This is a genomic window from Vandammella animalimorsus (genome assembly GCF_002288875.1).
GTDB classification, from domain to species: Bacteria; Pseudomonadota; Gammaproteobacteria; order Burkholderiales; family Burkholderiaceae_C; genus Lampropedia; species Lampropedia animalimorsus.
In genome coordinates this window covers 67,872-86,292 of the sequence record NZ_NTBH01000004.1, presented here as the reverse complement: position 1 = coordinate 86,292, position 18,421 = coordinate 67,872, and the positions used below count along the sequence as shown (strand labels likewise).

Sequence of the window (18,421 nt, the reverse complement as noted above, 5' to 3'; positions counted from 1 at the left end):
GAAATGACTTTGAAGCCCTGGCGTGAAATCGCCGAGCCGCATATTGATGTTCGTGAAGGTCGCTTCCAGCAGGCCGAATTTGCCGCCGATATTTCCCGTGTGCATGCCGGCACGGCGGGAGAGGACTACCAGGATGCGGCGCTGTTTTTCCAGCGCACTTTTATTACCGAGGGCATGCGCCTGCTGCTGGATTCGGTGGTCAAGCGCCTGACAGGCCGGGGCGGCGAGCCAGTCATTCAGCTACAGACGGCATTTGGCGGCGGCAAGACGCACACCATGCTGGCGGTGTATCACTTGGCCAAAGGCGAGGTGCCGGCCAGCGACCTGCAGGGCTTGGGAGACATCCTGAACGCTGCGCAGATCACAGAGCTTCCGCGTGCGCGAATCGCGGTGCTCGACGGCATCAAGTTCTCACCCAACCAGCCGGTAAAGCGCGACGGGCAGGTGGTACGCACCCTGTGGGGCGAGCTGGCTTGGCAACTGGGCGGTGCGGAGGGCTATGCCCTGGTAGCAGATGCCGACGCCTCGGGCACGTCGCCCGGCAAGGCCGTGCTGGAGACGCTGCTGGCGCGTTGTTCACCCTGCGTGATCTTGATTGACGAGTTGGTGGCCTATGTGCGCCAGTTCGAGGAAGGCAAGGCGCTCACTGGCGGGACGTTCGACTCGAACCTGTCGTTCGTGCAGGCGCTCACCGAAGCGCTGAAGGCAGTGCCCACGGCCGTGCTGCTGGCGTCGCTGCCAGAGTCAGACAAAGAAGCTGGCAGCCAGCGCGGCGTGAAGGCGCTGGAGGCGTTGGCGCACTACTTTGGCCGCGTTCAGGCGTTGTGGAAGCCGGTGGCCACGGAAGAGGCTTTCGAGATCGTCCGGCGGCGGTTGTTCGCCTCGATCAACGACAAGATGGCGATGGAGTCGGTGTGCCGTGCCTTCGCCGACTTCTACACCGCCAACCGCGACGACTTCCCGCAGGAGACGCAGGAGAGCCGCTACTTCGAGCGGCTGGTGCATGCCTACCCGATCCACCCCGAGGTGTTCGACCGGCTTTACGAGGACTGGTCGACCCTGGATAACTTCCAACGCACCCGCGGCGTGCTGAAGATGATGGCCAAGGTCATTCACCGCCTGTGGAAGGACGGCAACAACGACCCGCTGATCATGCCAGGCAGCCTGCCGCTGTACGACGCTGACGTGCGCAGCGAGGTCATCTACTACCTACCGCAGGGCTGGGATCCGGTGATTGAGCGCGATGTGGACGGCGAGCGCGCCGAGACCACCGAGATCGAGAACAGGGACACCCGTTTCGGCAGCGTGCAGGCTTGCCGCCGCTCGGCTCGCGCCGTGTTCTTGGGCAGCGCGCCCAGCACGACGAACCAGCTGGTGCGGGGCCTCGAGTTGGAGCGCGTGATCCTCGGCGTCATGCAGCCGGGCCAGCAGATCGGGCTGTTCAAGGATGCGCTGCGCCGCCTTGGCGACCGGCTGCACTATCTCAATCACGCCAACAACCGGTTCTGGCTCGACACGCGGCCCAATCTGCGCCGCGAGATGGAGGAGCGCAAGCGTCGCTTCCAGGACAAAGAGGACGTGTTCCCGACCGTCCGCGAGCGTGTCCAGCGCAGCTTCGCCAGCGGAGTGTTCGGTGGCATCCATGTGTTCACCGACAGCGGCGACGTGCCTGACGACTGGGCGCTGCGCCTGGTGGTGCTGCCGCCCGACGCCGCCTTCAGCAAGAGCGGCCAGAGCCTGGCCATCGACCGCGCGACCGAGATCCTGAAGAAGCGCGGCGACCAGCCCAGGTTCAAGCGGAACCGGCTGATCTTCTTGGCCGCCGACTACGACAGTGTGAGTCGGTTGAAGGACCACGTCCGCTCGTTCCTCGCGTGGCGCAGCATCGTCGCCGACTACAAGGACAATCGCATCGTCCTCGACAACCTGATGGCCAAGCAAGTCCAGACCAGCTTGGACCAGGCCGAGGAAACGGTGCGGCGCATGATCCGCGAGACCTACAAGTGGCTGCTGGCGCCAGTGCAGGAGGTCCGCCCGGGCAAGGGCTTGTCGGACCTGGTGTGGGAGCACTTCCCGCTCAACCCCGGCGCGCAGAACTGGTCGCAGGAGACCGAGCGCGTGCTCAAGGAGAACGAGCTGCTCATCAACGAGTGGGCGCCGATCCACTTGGCCAAGGTGCTGAAGGACTGGTTCTGGAAGGACGAGGCCAAGGAGACCAGCGCGCTGAACGTCTGGCAACAGAGCTGCCAGCAGCTTTATCTGCCGCGCCTTAAGGACGACACCGTCTTCCAGAGGACGATGACTGCGGGCGCAGAGAGTCGCGACTTCTTCGGCTTTGCGCAGGGCAAGGAGGACGGCCGGTATGTCGGGTTTAGCTATGGCAAGCGCACGTCGTTGATCATGGACTCGTCGCTGCTGCTGATCGAACCGATTGCCGCCGCGGCATACATGGAGGCGCTACGTGCAGCGGAGGAAGCCTCGCGTGCGAAGGCTGCCGAGGCCGGTGGCGGTGCAGTAACGACGACTGCCCCCGCAGGTGGCGGTACGCTCCGCGTTGAGGACTCGGCCAAGGGTGGCTATGTTGCGGGCGGTGCACCCGCGGGGCAATTGGTCAAGAAGCAGTTCTACGGCAGCATCGAGCTCGACCCGTTCCTGGCGAAGAAGCAGTTCGCCGATCTGGTCGACGAGGTTGTACAGCAGTTCACTATGCGCCCCGGTGTGAAGGTGAAGATCGCCATCGAGATTCAGGCTGAGTCGGCCGCCGGTTTCGACGATGGGCTGCAGCGCGCGGTGAAGGAGAACTGCAACGTGCTGAAGTTCAAGAACGCCGAGTTCGAGACTGGCGAGTGATGGGACAGAGCGCCGATCCAGCGGCCAACGATCAGGGTGGCCCGAAGAAGAAGGGGCTCAACCTCGACCTGCTGTTCGGGCCGGTGAAGCACGTGCCGCGCCGCGCAATTCCCCTGGGCGCTGGAACAGCAAGGGGGCCAGTTGCAATGCAGCGCGCACCACGGGGCCACCCTTGTAGCCTTTGATGGCCCGCAGCAGTTCACCCAGCTGGGCAGGGTCGGTAATGGCTGCAAAGTGCTTGCCCCGGTAGGGTTGCAGCGCCCCTTTCAGGTCGGCGGTCATGTCACGGTCCACCCTGCCCGTGGCCACGCCATAGCGCCACACCTGCCGCGCCAGCATCAGCCCGCGGTCGGCTGTTTCCAGCGCGCCGCGCTCTTCCACCTTGCGCAGCGCCGCCAGCAGCTCCACCGGCTCGATATCGGCCAGCCTGCGCCCACCCCCAGCCAGGGGAACAGGTCTCGCTCAAGCTGGCGCTTGGCCCGTGTGGCATGGGCTGGGCTCCATTGGGCTTCTTGTTTCTCGAACCATTCCATGGCCACGGCCTGGAAGGTATCGCCTGCTGGGTTGCGTGCCTTGAGCTTTTGCGCCTTGCGGGTCTGAATGGGGTCGATGCCCTCGGCCTTTTGCAGCCTGGCCGCATCACGGGCCTTGCGGGCATCGGCAAGGCTCACAGAGGGATAGCTGCCCAGCGCCAGCCGGGTTTCCTTGCCGCCAGCGTACAGCTTCATGAACCATCGCTTGCTGCCCGCTGGGGATACCTCCAGGTACAGGCCCCCGCCATCGGTCAGACGCGCCCGCTTTTTGTCTGGCGGGCATGCGGCATTTCGGCATTTGGCATCGGTCAGCATGAGCGTTCCCCGGTATCTTGTTCCCCGGTGGTCAGGGTAAAAATGGCTTTTGTTCCCCGATATGTTCCCCGGTCCTGCTCTGGCTGTCAATGTTCTTCCTTGTACTTCCCTGCTGTGTAATGCCTTGATTTCCCAATGAAAAAGGCCGCCAGGTGGTCTTTCCTAGCGGCCTTTGTACAAGGTATTGGTGGAGCTGGCGGGAGTTGAACCCGCGTCCGCAAGCCTTTGCCGGGCAGTTCTACATGCTTAGTGGTCTGTTTTGATCTCGCCGGATCGATCGCGCAGCCACACGCTATCGATCAGGCCAGCATCCTTGGATCTCGCCACATGCCAAGATGCCCGGCATGTGGCCAGCTGATGTGAATTCACTTGCAGCCATTACCTTGCGGCTTTGGCCCAGCCCATCAGCGTGCTGTTGCAAGTCTCGCCGGATTTAGGCGGCGAGTGCGAAACGATCGTCGTTTGCAGTTAGTTTAGTGAATCGAGATTTACGAGCATGACTCAAGCTCGGCATGCGCCACTCCAGATCCGTACCCACGTCGAAACCAGGACAGCCCCGAAGAAAAAGCGATTCTAGTCGATTCCCAGTTTTTGCAGAAGTTCCATCGGTGCCTGGATGCTGTGGTCGGCGGCCCATTGCGCGGGGTCTTCGCCTGGGGCGATGTAGCCGTACAGCGCGGCGATGGTGCCCATGCCGGCGCTGCGGCCGGCTTGCATGTCGCGCGGGTCGTCACCGACGTAGATGCAGTGTGCCGGTGCGATGCCCAGGCGCCGGGCTGCTTCGAGCAGGGGCTCGGGGTGGGGCTTGGTGTGGGCTGTGGTGTCGCCGGCCACGAGCGCGGCGCAATGCGCCAGCGCCGGGGCCTGGGCGACGATGGGGCGCGCAAAGCGCTCGATTTTGTTGGTGACGATGCCCCAGCGGATGCCGCGCGCCTGCAGCCGCTGCAGCATGGGGGCGACGCCTTCGAAAGGCTGGGTGCCTGCACCCAGGCACCCAGCGTAGGTGTCGAAGAATTCATTGCGCAGCGCTTCGAATGCGGTGTGTGCAGGGCCTGTGCCCAGGCCGATGGGCAGCAGCCCGCGCGCACCGCTGCCCACGTGGGGGCGATAGCGCTGCACGGGCAGTGCGGGCAGCCCGCGTCGGGCGCGCATTTGGTTGAGGGCCTGGGCCAGCTCAACGGCGCTGTCGATCAGGGTGCCGTCGAGGTCGAACAAGACGGCGCGAATGTCTGGGTGGCGCAGCGGCGGCATGGTGGGTGTTGGGGCGGGCGCGTTATGGGGTGCTTGCCACTGCCGGCAGGGCGGCGTTGGCGCTGCAGGTTTCGTCCAGCACGAGTTGCACCGTCTTTGTTGGCTGATCCAGCACCTGGGCGGGCAAATAGCCAAAGAATGGGGTCGATGTGGAGGGTGACATCAGTGTTTGGCCGAATGTGGGGCGTGGCAGCAGGGCATATCCAACAATGCGGCCATCTTGCTGGATGTGGATCAGGCGCGGGGTTTGGCTGGTGCGGCGAGCGAGGGGCATGTCCTGAAGCTGGCCATTGATGCGCCAATACGCCGTTTGCGCAACCGCTTGGAGTTCGATGGCGTTGGCGCTGCAGCGAGACTCTGGCGGGGGCAAAGGTGTTTGCCATTGCCGGTGTTTGGCCAGTAGTGCGTAAGGCGGCTGGCCGTGCACGCCAAGGCCGTGGCTGATGTACCTTTGCGATTGCTCAATGCCGTACTCGGCAGAGAAGTGGATGAACGAAATGGCCTGGGCATCGCGGATGCCCAGCGCCATGGCCAATGCGGCGCGTTCGCGTTCTCGGCGCACTGTGGTCAGATCGGGCGAGGTGATGGCGCGAAACTGGTAGGGCAGCAGCACGGCCAATGAGATGGCGTAGATCACCAATGCAGTGCTGCGCATCGGCCATGGGGAGGAGACTCTGGCGGGCAGGCGTGCATACATCCAGAGCAGCAGTGCGATCCAGGCCAGCAGGGTCGATGTGGTATAGCGTGAGGCCATGGCGGCAACCAGGCCATAGCCCAGTCGGCCCAGTGCAGAGGCAAAGGCCGAGCCACCGATGTAGACGATGAACATCAGCAGCGCCCAGTGCAAGGCATTGGAGGCGCCCACGCCGAAATGGCGCATTTCATGCCACAGGGCCCACAGCGTCAGCACGGCAAACAGCAGGCCGATGGCCAGTGCTGCGCTGGATGCCCAGGGGCTGAGGTTGCTGATGTAGCGCACCGGGCTGCCAAAATAAATGAGTATGAATTGCAGCAGCTCCAGCGGGTGCTCAAGCAGATTGGCGCGCATGCCGTTGGGGTGCGGCGGCGTGTTCTCAAAGCCGTAGAAATACAGGCCCGTGGTGACAGCGCCCAGTATGCCCAGCGCCAGCGCTGCCCTGGGGCGGCGGCTGAGCAGCAGCCACAATGCCATGAGCGGCAGGGTCAGAATGCCATTGGCCATGGTCAGCGTGGCTGCTGCCCCCAGCAAGGCGGCCAGCCAAAGCCAGCCAGCGCGCGCCGATTGCAGATAGCGCGCCAGACACAGAAAAGCAGCCAGTGGCACCGCAAAGGCTTGGTAGACGTGGCTGACGAGCTCCCAAGTCAAGTTCTCGGCCTGTACCCAGGAAAACAGCGTGGCGCTGAGCAACAGCAGCCAAGCCTTCTTGGAGAGGATGGGACGCTCGGCAATGAGCGGTGACTTGAACAGCTGCCAAAACAGTGCGATCAGGCAGCCGATCAACAGGAAGTTGCACAGCAGCAGAAACTGGAAGCTGCCGAAGAAATGCATCTCGACCCAGTACAGCAGCCGAGAGAGCACGAAGCGGTGCTCATTGCCATGCTCCCACCAGGCATTGAGATCACCAGCGGCGGCGCGCAGATAGAACCCGTTGATGGCATGCCAGCTGTCCCACCAGGGCAGGCCGGTGTAGCTCTCGGTAACGCCGAAGATTGCCGTGCCCAACATCACGGCGAAATAGCACAGACTCAAGCAGGTCAGGATTCTGCGCATAGTGATCTGCGTAGGAGATGGCATGGCTGCGGTGCTGTATTGACTGGTGTGCGCAAGAGGGCCGCGCCCTTAAAGTCTCTGCGCAGTTGGCAGGAAAGCAGATTGGAGGCGGTGCGGCGCTCGCAAAGCATTGGCAGGGTCGGGCCAGACTGTGTTGTGCGTCTTGCAGCCCATTTCAAATCACTTTTTGTCCACTTGCGCCAAGGCGTTGAGCGGGTTTTCTTGGTCATCAAGGGCAGGCTGCCATCAGCCCGGCTTGCGTGCGGCCAGCATGTAGTTGACGTCGGTGTTATCGCTGAGCCAGTAGCGGTCGGTGAAGGGGTTGTACTGCAGCCCCTTGCTGGCCTTCAGGTCCAAATCGCTGCGGCGCAGCCAGCTGGTTAGCTCGGCAGGGGTGATGAATTTGGCGTGCGAGTGGGTGCCGCGTGGCAGCAGGCGCAGGATGTATTCGGCACCGAGGATGGCAAACAGCCAGGACTTGGCGTTGCGGTTGATGGTGGAGAAGAACAACCAGCCGCCGGGCTTGGCCATGTCGGCGCAGGCTTGCACGATGGCGGCAGGGTCGGGCACATGTTCGAGCATTTCCATGCAGGTGACCACGTCGAACTGTGCGGGCTGCTCGGCCGCGAGGGCTTCGGCGCTGATGGCGCGGTATTCGATGTTTGGGGTCTGCGCCTCCAATGCGTGCAGGCGCGCCACACTGAGTGATTTGTCGGCCAGGTCGATGCCCAGCACCCGCGCGGCGCCAGTGCGTGCCATGGCATCGGCCAGGATGCCGCCGCCACAGCCAACGTCTACGATGGCCCGGCCTTGCAGGCTGCCAGCGGTTTGCACAATCCAGTCCAGGCGCAGCGGATTGATGGCGTGAAGCGGGCGGAATTCGCCGTTGGGATCCCACCATTTGTGGGCCAGGTCGGAGAATTTTTTCAGTTCGCCAGCATCGGCATTGTCTGGGAGTGGTGTGGAATCCATGCGGCGATTATGCCCGTAAGCCAGGGCGGCGAAATGTGATGCGAGAAGTGGCGGGCGTAAAAAAGCCCCTGCAGGCTGGGCATGCAGGGGCTTTTGAATGGCGGCAAAGCCAGGATTAGCGCACGCGCTGTTCCAGTGCGGTGCCGACCACTTCGATTTCCACGCGGCGGTTTTGTGCGCGGCCTTCGCGGGTCTTGTTGGTGGCCACAGGCTGCTTCTCGCCCTTGCCTTCGGCGTAGACACGGTTGGCGTCGATGCCCTTGTTGACCAGGTAGGCCTTGACGGTGGCAGCGCGGCGCTCGGACAGGCCTTGGTTGTACTTGTCGGAGCCGATGGAGTCGGTGTGGCCAGTTGCAACGATGACTTCCAGACGGAAGTTTTCGGATTGCACGCGGCGTGCCAGCTCGTCGAGCTTGGCGCGACCTTCGGGCTTGAGCGTGGACTTGTCGAAGTCGAAGAACGCATCAGCAGCAAAGGTTTCCTTGATCCACTCAATCTTGGGCTCAGGAGGCGGAGGGGGAGGCGTTTGCGGAGCAGGTTCCGGCGCCTTGGCAACCAGAGCGCCATCGCAGCCCAGGGCAGCGGTGGCCGGTGTCCAGAAGGCATTGCGCCAGCACAATTCGTTGGTGCCGTTGACCCAGATCAGCTCGCCGCTGCCGTTTTGCCAGTTGTCGATCACGTTGCCGCCATCAGCAGCTTGCACGCGAACTTGGGAGCCGTTAGCCAGAGTGGTCTGTGCGTGTGCGGCGGCTGTTGCGAGTGCAGCAGAGGCAAACAAAACCGCCACTTTGTTGAGTTTCTTCATGGTTCTCCTCTTGGGGGAAAGGGCCGCAGCCTCGCTGCGAAAAAAGAACGTTTTCGGTGCTTGCACCAAGAACGCTGGGGCCGATTGTGCCATAGCGCATTGCGCGCTTGCCACTGTTAATGCCCTGCGGCGCGGCACAAGGGCGGAAACTCATCTGCTGTGTTGCTAGCTTGCAACATTGGGTGCAGGGCTACAATAAACGGCTGTTTTTTATATCTTGTGTACTTGCTGGGGTGTCATGACCGAATTTGCCAAAGAAACCCTGCCCATCAGTTTGGAAGAGGAGATGCGCCGCAGCTACCTGGATTACGCCATGAGCGTGATCGTGGGGCGGGCGCTGCCCGATGCGCGTGATGGCCTCAAGCCAGTGCATCGCCGGGCGCTGTATGCCATGCGCGAGCTGGGCAATGATTGGAACAAGCCCTACAAGAAGTCGGCCCGTATCGTGGGCGATGTGATCGGTAAGTACCACCCGCACGGCGACAGCGCGGTGTACGACACCATCGTGCGCATGGCCCAGCCGTTTTCGCTGCGCCACATGCTGGTGGATGGGCAGGGCAACTTCGGCTCGGTCGATGGCGACAACGCTGCGGCCATGCGTTATACCGAGGTGCGCCTGACCAAGATCGCCCACGAGCTGCTGGCCGACATCGACAAGGAAACCGTGGATTTCGGCCCGAACTACGACGGTTCGGAGCAGGAGCCGCTGGTGCTGCCGGCGCGCTTTCCCAATCTGCTGGTCAACGGCTCGGGCGGCATTGCCGTGGGCATGGCCACCAACATCCCGCCGCACAACCTGTCGGAAACCATCAACGCTTGCCTGCACCTGCTGCACAAGCCGGAGGCGGACATCGACGAGCTGATGGAATTGATGCCCGCGCCGGACTTCCCCACCGGCGGCATTATTTACGGCATGAATGGCGTGCGCGATGGCTACCGCACCGGGCGTGGCCGGGTGGTCATGCGCGCCAAGGTGCATTTCGAGGACATCGACCGGGGCCAGCGCCAGGCCATCATCGTCGATGAGCTGCCCTACCAGGTGAACAAAAAGACCTTGCAGGAGCGCATGGCCGAGCTGGTGCACGAGAAAAAGCTCGAAGGCATCAGCCACATTCAGGACGAATCGGACAAATCCGGCATGCGCCTGGTGATTGAGCTCAAGCGCGGCGAGGTCGCCGAGGTGGTGCTCAACAACCTCTACAAGCAAACCCAGTTGCAGGATACCTTCGGCGTGAACATGGTCGCGCTGATCGACGGCCAGCCACGCCTGTGCAACCTCAAGGATTTGCTGCAAGTCTTTCTGGAGCACCGCCGAGAAGTCGTCACGCGACGCACGATTTTTGAATTGCGCAAGGCGCGCGAGCGCGGCCACGTGCTCGAAGGCCTGGCCGTGGCGTTGGCCAACATCGATGAGTTCATCCGCATCATCCGCGAATCGCCCACGCCGCCGGTGGCCAAGGCCGAGCTGATGGCGCGCAGTTGGGACAGCCAGATCGTCAAGCAAATGCTCACCCGCGCGCGCGAGGACGGCAGCGTGGTCAACGCCGACGACTACCGCCCCGAATCGCTGGGCCGCCAGTACGGCCTGGGGCGCGATGGGCTGTACCGCCTCTCCGAAGTGCAGGCCGAGCAAATCCTGGCCATGCGCCTGGCGCGGCTGACCGGGCTGGAGCAGGACAAGATCGTTGCCGAGTACAAAGAGGTCATGGCGCAGATCGAAGACCTGCTGGACATCCTTGCCAAGCCCGCGCGCGTGGCCGCCATCATTGGCGAGGAGCTGGCCGCCATCAAAGCCGAGTATGGCGAGACCAAGCTGGGCGCGCGCCGCAGCCAGATCGAATACAGCGCGCAGGATCTCTCCACCGAAGACCTCATCACCCCCACCGACATGGTGGTCACGCTCAGCCACACCGGCTACATCAAGAGCCAGCCGCTGTCCGAATACCGCGCGCAGCGCCGTGGCGGGCGCGGCAAGCTGGCGGCCAGCACCAAAGAGGACGACTGGATCGACCAGCTCTTCATCGCCAATACGCACGACTACATCCTGTGCTTTTCCGACCGTGGGCGGCTGTACTGGCTCAAGGTCTGGGAAGTGCCCGAGGGCTCGCGCGGCTCGCGCGGGCGGCCCATCGTCAACATGTTCCCGCTCGAAGACGGCGAAAAAATCACCGTCGTGCTGCCGCTCACCGGCGATGCGCGCACCTTCCCCGAGCACCTGTACGTCTTCATGGCCACGGCCAAGGGCACGGTGAAGAAAACCGCGCTGGCCGAGTTCAGCCACCCGCGCAAGAAAGGCATCATCGCCGTCTCGCTCGACGAAGGCGACTTCCTCATCGGCGCGGCGCTGACCGATGGCGCGCACGACGTGATGCTGTTCTCCGACGGCGGCAAGGCCGTACGCTTTGACGAAAACGACGTGCGCCCCCTGGGCCGCAATGCCCGTGGCGTGCGCGGCATGAACCTGGAAGAAGGCCAGCGCGTGATCGCCATGCTGGTGGCCCAGGCCGAGGGCGACCCCAGCGCGCAAAGCGTGCTCACCGCCACCGAAAACGGCTATGGCAAACGCACCGCCATTGCCGAATACACCCGCCACGGCCGTGGCACCAAGGGCATGATCGCCATCCAGCAATCCGAGCGCAACGGCAAGGTCGTTGCCGCCACGCTGGTTGGCCCCGAGGACGAAATCATGCTCATCACCGACACCGGCGTGCTGGTGCGCACCCGCGTGGCGGAAATCCGCGAGCTGGGCCGCGCCACCCAGGGCGTGACGCTGATCGCGCTGGATGAAGGCGCCAAGCTCAACGGCCTGCAACGCATCGTCGAAAACGATGCCAACAGCGAGCGTGACGAGCGCGGCGAGGCGGGCGAAAGCGGGGGGCAAAGCGAGGGCCAAAGCGCCGCAGCTCAGCCACCGGCAGAGGGCCATGCTGGCGATGCCGCCCCGGATGCCGCAGGCGACGACCAGGCCAGCGACCCCGAGGGCGGCAGCGCCTGACGCACTTGGCAAGGGATGCGCAGGCCCGGGCTGCTGGCCTTGGCGTCCCTTCCCTCATAGGCTGCCCTTCTCCTACGCACCCCGTTCAGGCCATGTACCAGCCGCGCCACTTCCAGCACAACGACACTGCCGCGCTGCACGCCTTGATGCAGGCGCAGCCGCTGGCCACCTTGGTCACTCTGGCCGAAGGCGGCGCGCTGGAGGCCAACCACATCCCCTTGCACCTGAGCGCCGACGAGGGCGAGCTGGGCGTGCTGCGCGGCCACATCGCCAAGGCCAACCCGCTGTGGCGCGAGCACCCTGAAGGGGCCCAGGCGCTGGTGATTTTTCAAGGCCCGCAGGCTTACGTCAGCCCCGCGTGGTATGCCACCAAGGCCGAGACCGGCAAAGTCGTGCCCACCTGGAACTACCTGGCCGTGCACGCCTGGGGCGCGCTGCGCGTGGTGCGCGATGCCGATTGGCTGATGCAGCAAGTGCAGGCGCTGACGCAGCAGCAAGAAGCCGCTTTAGCCCAGCCCTGGCAAGTGGGCGATGCGCCGGCGGACTACATCGACGCCATGCTGCGTGCCGTGGTCGGCATCGAAATGGTCATCACCCGCCTGCAAGGCAAATGCAAGGCCAGCCAGAACCAGCCCGAAGCCAACCGGCAAGGCGTCATCGCCGGCCTGCAGACCAATGGCACGGCCATGGCCCAGGAGATGGCCCAACTGATGCAAAGGAGCGCTCCCAATGTCCCATGAGGTTTATGACGCCCGCCGCAGTCGCTATGTGGACGTGGGCGATGCCCGTCTGTTCGTGGCCGAGGCCGGCGACCCGAACGGCGAGCCGCTGTTGCTGCTGCACGGCGGCCTGGGCGATGCCTACGACTTCCGCCGCATCGTGCCTGAGCTGCCGCAGCAGCTGCGCCTGATCGCGCTGGAGCTGCGCGGCCAGGGCCGATCCAGCCGGGGCGCGGCGCCGTTGCGCTACGTGCAATACCAGGCCGATGTGCTGGCCGTGCTTGATCAATTGCAGATTGCCAGTGCCCGCGTGCTGGGCTTCAGCGATGGCGGCATCGTCGGCTACCGGCTGGCCGTGCATGCGCCGCAGCGCGTGCGCGCCCTGGTCACGGTGGGCTCGCAATGGCGGCTGCTGCCTGATGACCCCTCGCTGCCGCTGCTGCATGGTCTGAACCAGGCCGATTGGCAGGCGCGCTTCCCGACCGTGGTGGCGCGCTACGAGGCCGGCAACCCCCAGCCCGATCTAGGGGCGCTGATCGACGACATCCGCGCGCTGTGGCTGGACACCGACCCGACCACCGGCTATCCCGGCGAGCAGGTGCGGCAGATCAGTGCGCCGGTGCTGATCGCCTGCGGCGACCGCGATCCCTACATGCCGCTGGACGAGGCCCTGGCGCTGCGCGAGCGCATTGCGGGCGCCGGGCTGCTGTGCTTGCCCTTTGCCGGCCACGGCGCTCACGTCGAAGCCAAGGCGGCCTTTCTGGCTGCCGCCAATGCATTTCTCACCCACCCTGAAGGCCGCCCGCGCCAGCGCTGAGCGCCGCAGGCTGCCACGTTTGTTTTTTTAACCCCGACCATGCCCACCAATAATTCGCGCCCCTACAACTTCTCCGCCGGCCCGGCCGTGCTGCCTGAAGAAGTCCTGCAAACCGCCGCCGCCGAAATGCTCGACTGGCACGGCAGCGGCATGGGCGTGATGGAGATGAGCCACCGCGGTCCCGAGTTCATCGCCATCTATGAAAAAGCCGTGCGCGATCTGCGCACGCTGCTGGCCGTGCCCGAGCATTTCAAGATCCTTTTCATGCAAGGCGGCGGCCTGGGCGAAAACGCCTTCGTGCCGCTGAACCTCTCGCGCGGCGGCGTGGTGGATGTGGTCGTCACCGGCGGCTGGAGCCAGAAATCCCTCAAGGAAGCGGCCAAATACGCCACCGCCCGCTGCGCCGCCAGCGGCGAGGCGGGCGACTTTACCGCCATCCCCGACCCTGCCACCTGGCAGATCAGCCCCGATGCGGCCTATCTGCACATTTGCAGCAACGAAACCATCCACGGCGTGGAGTTCCACGAGCTGCCCGATCTGGCGGCGCTGGGCGCGGACATTCCGCTGGTGATCGACTGCTCCTCGCACATCGCCTCGCGCCCCATCGACTGGAGCCGCGTTGGCCTGGCCTTTGCCGGGGCGCAGAAAAACCTCGGCCCCTCGGGCCTGACCATCGTCATCGTGCGCGAGGATTTGATCGGCCACGCCCTGCCCATTTGCCCCAGCGCCTTCGATTACGCCACCGTGGCAAAGAACGACTCCATGTACAACACCCCGCCCACCTGGGGCATTTACGTTGCCGGGCTGGTGTTCGACTGGGTGCTGCGCCAGCAAGAAGGCGATTTGACGGGCCTGGCCGCCATCGAGGCGCGCAACATCCGCAAGGCCGGCAAGCTGTACGATTTTCTGGACGCCAGCAGCTTTTACCGCTGCCCCGTGCAGCCCGCCGCGCGCTCGCGCATGAACGCGCCGTTCTTTTTGGCCGATGAAAGCCGCAATGCCGATTTCCTCGCCGGGGCCAAGGCGCGCGGGCTGTTGCAGCTCAAGGGCCACCGCTCCGTGGGCGGCATGCGCGCCAGCCTTTACAACGCCATGCCCGAAGCTGGGGTGGATGCGCTGATCGCTTATTTGCGTGAGTTTGAGCAGCGCGCTGCATGATGCGCGCCGCCTTGCGGCCCATGTGGCCTTGAGGGCCTGGCCCGATTGACTCCCCCCTTCCTTTGCATGAACAAGACCATGACCGAACCCGTTGCTACCCCCGAGCTGCTGGCGCTGCGCCAGCGCATCGATGCGCTGGATCGCCAACTGCTTGAGACACTGAACCAGCGCGCACGGGTGGCGCAGGAGGTTGGCGAGCTGAAGAAGAAGGAAGGCAGCACTTTTTTCCGCCCCGACCGCGTGGCCCAGGTGATCGAGAAGATGCAGGCGGCCAACGCCGGGCCGCTCAAGGATGGCCACGTCTCCGCCATCTGGCGCGAGATCATGTCGGCGTGCCTGGCGCTGGAGTCGCCCCAACGCGTGGCTGTGCTCGGGCCCGAAGGTACATTTTGCGAGCAGGCGGCGCTGCAGTACTTTGGCGGCGCGGCCGACATCGTCTACTGCAACAGCTTCGACGAAGTGTTCCATGCCACCCTCTCTGGCAATGCGCAGTACGGCGTGGTCGGTCTGGAGAACTCCAACGAAGGCGTGGTCACGCGCTCGCTGGACTTGTTGCTGCAATCGCCGGTGCACATGGTCGGTGAGGTCAGCCTGCAGGTGCGCCACAACCTGCTGCGCCTGCGCGGCGATGCCGAGGGCATCGAGGCCGTGCTGGCCCACCCGCAGGCGCTGGCGCAATGCCATGCCTGGCTGGCCAAGCACTTGCCGCATGCCGAGCGCAGGCCCGTCTCCAGCAACGCCGAGGGCGCGCGCCTGGCGGCCACCAATCCAGCCTGGGCCGGCCTGGCCAGCGAGCGCGCAGCCACGCAGTACGGTCTGCACATCGTCGCCCCGGCCATTCAGGACGATGCCTACAACCGCACCCGCTTTGGCATCATCTGCCTGCCGCAGACCATGCCCATGCCCGAGCCCAGCGGGCGCGACTCCACCAGCCTGGTCATTGCCGTGCCCAACCGCCCCGGCGCAGTGCACGACCTGCTCACGCCGCTGAAAAAGCACGGCGTGTCGATGACGCGCTTTGAATCGCGCCCGGCGCGCACCGGCCAGTGGGAGTACTACTTCTACATCGACATTGACGGCCACCCCGGCCAGCCCGAGGTCGCTCAAGCGCTGCAGGAGCTGCGCGGCCTGAGCGCTTTCTTCAAGCTGCTGGGGGCTTATCCCGTCAAAGACTGACTGCGCGCAGTCTCTGCGCTGCGCCAATTGATGGCATTCATTTCATGGCAAAAACATACAACCAACTTGGCCTGATCGGTTGCGGGCTGATGGGCGGCTCGCTGGCGCTGGCGCTCAAACGGGCCCAGCTCGTGCGGCATGTGGTCGGCTACAGCAAGTCGCCCTCGACCACGGCGCGCGCGCGGCAAATGGGCGTCATCGACACCGAGGCGCTGTCGGCCATGCAGGCCTGCGCCGGCTCTGACCTGATCGTGCTGGCCGTGCCGGTGGCGGCCACGGCCGAGATGTTCAAGACCATCCGCCAATTCGTGCAGGCCGATGTGCTGACCATGGATTTGGGCTCAACCAAGCAGGACGTGGTGCAGGCCGCCGAAAAGCTGCTGGGCTGGAACGCCCAGTACTTCGTGCCCGCGCACCCGATTGCCGGTAAGGAGCGCTCGGGCGTGGAGCACGCCGATGCCGCGCTCTACCAAGGCGCCAAGGTGGTGCTCACGCCCACGCCGGCCACCGACCTGAACAAGGTGCAGGAGGCCCAGGCGCTGTGGGCGGCGCTGGGCGCGCAGGTGCAGGTGATGTCGGCGCTGGAGCACGACAGCGCCTTGGCCGCCGTCAGTCACCTGCCGCATCTGGTGGCCTTTGCCTACGTCAACAGCCTGCTGTCGCAGCGCGACAGCGAGCAGTTGTTGCGCTTGGCCGGGCCAGGCTTTCGCGATTTCAGCCGCATTGCCGCTGGCGATCCGGTGCTCTGGCGCGATGTATTGCTGGCCAACCGCACCGAAGTCGCCGGCCGGCTGCGGGAGCTGGTGTTGAGCATCCAGGAGTTCCAGCGCGCGCTGCACGCGCAGGATGCCCAGGCGCTGGAAAAGCTCATCGCCAGCGCCAGCAGCGCGCGCGGCCAGTGGCAGCAGCACTGAGCCTTGCCGCTGTCGAGCGGCAACCTCTCTGGCCCTTCATCGCTTTGCTGGCGCAGCCTCTTGCGCCCCCTTGCCCATGTTTTCCATCCCGTTTCTCGATCTCCCGCCGCTGTGCGCGGCACATGGCAGCGTAGCGCTGCCTGGCTCCAAGAGCATCTCCAACCGCGCGCTGCTGCTGGCGGCGCTGTGCGAGGGCCAGAGCACCGAGCTGCACGGCCTGCTGGACTCGGACGACACCGAAGCCATGCTCGGCGCGCTGCAGGCGCTGGGCTGCCGCATCGAGCGCTTAGATGTGCCGCCAGGTGCGCCCGGCGCGCTGCGCATCACGGCGCTGCACCGCGCCGCACTGCCGCAAAGTGCCGAGCTGCACCTGGGCAACGCCGGCACAGCCATGCGGCCGCTGACCGCTGCGCTGGCGTTGCTGGCCGGTGCGGGCCAGCAATTCACCCTCACCGGCGTGGCGCGCATGCAGGAGCGCCCCATTGGCGATCTGGTCGATGCGTTGCGCCAGCTCGGCGCTGACGTGGCCTACACCGGGCGCGAGGGCTATCCGCCGCTGCGCATCGGCGCGGCCCAGGCCGGGGCGCAGGGCGCGGGGCCGCTGTGCGTTCGCATTCGTGGCGATGTCTCCAGCCAGTTCCTCACCGCCATGCTGATGGCCTTGCCGCTGGCGGCGCAGCAGCGCGATTGCTGCATCGAGGTCGTGGGCGAGCTGATCTCCCAGCCCTACATCGCCATCACGCTCAATCTCATGCAGCGCTTTGGCGTGGTCGTGGCCAACGAGGGCTGGCAGCGCTTCACCATTGCGGCGGGCAGCCGCTACCAGTCGCCCGGCCGCTTGGATGTGGAGGCCGACGCTTCTTCGGCCAGCTACTTTATCGCGCTGGGCGGCATCGCCAGCGACCCAGCCCAGAGCCAGAGCCTGACCATCCAGGGCGTGGGGGAGGACTCGATCCAGGGCGACATCCGCTTTGTCGAAGCCGCACGCCAGATGGGCGTGCAGGTGCAGGCTGGCCCCAACTGGCTGAAGGTGCAGCGCGGCCAGTGGCCGCTGCAGGCCATTGACATTGACGCCAACCACATCCCCGACGCGGCCATGACGCTGGCGGTGATGGCCTTGTACGCGCAAGGCACGACGCGCATTCGCAACATCGGCAGCTGGCGCGTCAAAGAGACCGACCGCATCGCCGCCATGGCCGCCGAGCTGACCAAGCTGGGCGCGCGGGTGGACAGCGGCGCGGACTGGATCGCCATCACGCCCCCGGCCGATGCCGGGCAATGGCGCGCCGCCACCATTGCCACCTACGACGACCACCGCATGGCCATGTGCTTCTCGCTGGCGGCCTTCAACCCGGCGCGCCTGCCGGTGCGCATCCAGGATCCGCGCTGCGTGGGCAAGACTTTCCCTGAATATTTCGAGACTTTGTTCAGCGTGGTGCAGGCCCAGCCGGGCGCCGTGCCCGTGATCTGCATCGACGGGCCCAGCGCCTCGGGCAAGGGCACGCTGGCGGCGCAGGTGGCGCAGCGCCTGGGCTATGCCGTGCTGGACTCGGGCGCGCTGTACCGCGCAGCCGGGCTGGCCGCGCGCCACGCCGGGCTGACGATCGAGCCCGCCCATGCTCAGGCCCTGGCAGCGCTGGCGCGCGGCATGGCGCTGGTGTTCGAGGGTGAGCGCATCTGGCTGGACGGCCAGGACGTGAGCGATGCCATCCGCAGCGATGCGGCCAGCCGCGACGCCTCGCTGATCTCGGCCCTGCCCGAAGTGCGCCAGGCCCTGCTGGACTGGCAGCACCAGGCCGCGCGCGCCCCCGGTCTGGTGGCCGACGGGCGCGATATGGGCACGGTGGTGTTCCCGCAGGCGCCGCTGAAAGTGTTTTTGACGGCCAGCGCCGAAAAACGCGCTGAACGCCGCTATAAGCAATTGATTTCCAAAGGCTTTACGGCTACACTTGCCGACCTTCGCGCCGAGCTTGAGGAGCGCGACCGGCGCGATGCCACGCGCTCGGTCGCCCCGCTGGCGGCGGCTGCCGACGCGCTGATGCTGGATAACTCCGAGCTCAGCATCAGCGCCGCCACCGAGCAGGTGCTGCAGTGGTGGGAGCAGCGGCAGCCGTTTGCGGCCAGCGCCTAAAACCCGGTTGCGAAGTTCGCCCAGCCAGCTTTTGG

13 protein-coding genes, 1 other RNA gene and 2 pseudogenes are annotated in these 18,421 nt (G+C 65.1%); 8 read left to right on the top strand and 8 right to left on the bottom strand.

What is annotated here, in order from left to right:
- Window positions 1-3: 3 nt before the first annotated feature.
- Window positions 4-2,850, top strand: a complete 2,847-nt coding sequence (locus CLI93_RS07370) for an ATP-binding protein (protein ID WP_095541484.1) — start codon at window positions 4-6, stop codon at window positions 2,848-2,850.
- A 57-nt stretch (window positions 2,851-2,907) separates the two neighbouring features.
- Here the strand turns inward: CLI93_RS07370 and CLI93_RS15365 are convergent, their stop codons facing one another.
- From CLI93_RS15365 to ompA, 8 genes and pseudogenes are all read right to left on the bottom strand, one after another.
- Entirely contained in the window at window positions 2,908-3,132 is a 225-nt protein-coding gene (locus CLI93_RS15365) for a hypothetical protein (RefSeq protein WP_238945715.1), read from the bottom strand.
- 36 nt (window positions 3,133-3,168) lie between these two features.
- Window positions 3,169-3,231 (bottom strand): annotated as a pseudogene (locus tag CLI93_RS15630) (hypothetical protein); the annotation flags it as partial.
- A gap of 110 nt (window positions 3,232-3,341) precedes the next feature.
- A pseudogene (locus CLI93_RS15360) lies at window positions 3,342-3,698 on the bottom strand (tyrosine-type recombinase/integrase); the annotation flags it as partial.
- Between the two features lie 185 nt (window positions 3,699-3,883).
- Window positions 3,884-4,256, bottom strand: a transfer-messenger RNA (tmRNA) gene (ssrA, locus tag CLI93_RS07360).
- 15 nt (window positions 4,257-4,271) lie between these two features.
- Window positions 4,272-4,949 carry an HAD family hydrolase gene (locus CLI93_RS07355; protein ID WP_095541483.1) on the bottom strand — a complete coding sequence of 226 codons (678 nt, stop codon included), beginning with the start codon at window positions 4,947-4,949 and terminating at the stop codon, window positions 4,272-4,274.
- 22 nt (window positions 4,950-4,971) lie between these two features.
- Window positions 4,972-6,723 (bottom strand): hypothetical protein, encoded by a 1,752-nt coding sequence (locus CLI93_RS07350; protein ID WP_143326994.1) that lies wholly within the window; start codon window positions 6,721-6,723, stop codon window positions 4,972-4,974.
- A gap of 222 nt (window positions 6,724-6,945) precedes the next feature.
- The gene (gene ubiG, locus CLI93_RS07345; RefSeq protein WP_095541481.1) at window positions 6,946-7,671 is read right to left on the bottom strand and encodes a bifunctional 2-polyprenyl-6-hydroxyphenol methylase/3-demethylubiquinol 3-O-methyltransferase UbiG; all 726 of its coding nucleotides are present in this window, start codon (window positions 7,669-7,671) and stop codon (window positions 6,946-6,948) included.
- Between the two features lie 115 nt (window positions 7,672-7,786).
- Window positions 7,787-8,476 (bottom strand): outer membrane protein OmpA, encoded by a 690-nt coding sequence (ompA, locus tag CLI93_RS07340; RefSeq protein WP_095541480.1) that lies wholly within the window; start codon window positions 8,474-8,476, stop codon window positions 7,787-7,789.
- 238 nt (window positions 8,477-8,714) lie between these two features.
- Between ompA and gyrA the strand changes: the two genes are divergently transcribed.
- The 7 genes from gyrA (at window position 8,715) to CLI93_RS07305 (ending at window position 18,386) form a co-directional block, all read left to right on the top strand.
- Complete coding sequence (gene gyrA / locus CLI93_RS07335; protein WP_095541479.1) at window positions 8,715-11,471, top strand: DNA gyrase subunit A; 2,757 nt, start codon at window positions 8,715-8,717, stop codon at window positions 11,469-11,471.
- Window positions 11,472-11,563: 92 nt separating this feature from the next.
- Window positions 11,564-12,211, top strand: a complete 648-nt coding sequence (locus tag CLI93_RS07330; protein ID WP_095541478.1) for an FMN-binding negative transcriptional regulator — start codon at window positions 11,564-11,566, stop codon at window positions 12,209-12,211.
- Window positions 12,201-13,007 (top strand): alpha/beta fold hydrolase, encoded by an 807-nt coding sequence (locus CLI93_RS07325; protein ID WP_095541477.1) that lies wholly within the window; start codon window positions 12,201-12,203, stop codon window positions 13,005-13,007. Before CLI93_RS07330 ends, CLI93_RS07325 begins: the two co-directional genes overlap by 11 nt.
- A 39-nt stretch (window positions 13,008-13,046) precedes the next feature.
- Complete coding sequence (gene serC / locus CLI93_RS07320) at window positions 13,047-14,165, top strand: 3-phosphoserine/phosphohydroxythreonine transaminase (protein WP_095541476.1); 1,119 nt, start codon at window positions 13,047-13,049, stop codon at window positions 14,163-14,165.
- 78 nt (window positions 14,166-14,243) lie between these two features.
- Window positions 14,244-15,341, top strand: a complete 1,098-nt coding sequence (pheA, locus tag CLI93_RS07315; RefSeq protein WP_095541629.1) for a prephenate dehydratase — start codon at window positions 14,244-14,246, stop codon at window positions 15,339-15,341.
- 44 nt (window positions 15,342-15,385) lie between these two features.
- Window positions 15,386-16,255, top strand: a complete 870-nt coding sequence (locus CLI93_RS07310; protein ID WP_095541475.1) for a prephenate dehydrogenase — start codon at window positions 15,386-15,388, stop codon at window positions 16,253-16,255.
- A 76-nt stretch (window positions 16,256-16,331) separates the two neighbouring features.
- Window positions 16,332-18,386, top strand: coding sequence for a bifunctional 3-phosphoshikimate 1-carboxyvinyltransferase/cytidylate kinase (locus tag CLI93_RS07305; protein ID WP_095541474.1), 2,055 nt, complete (start codon window positions 16,332-16,334; stop codon window positions 18,384-18,386).
- The last annotated feature ends 35 nt before the right edge of the window (window positions 18,387-18,421 follow it).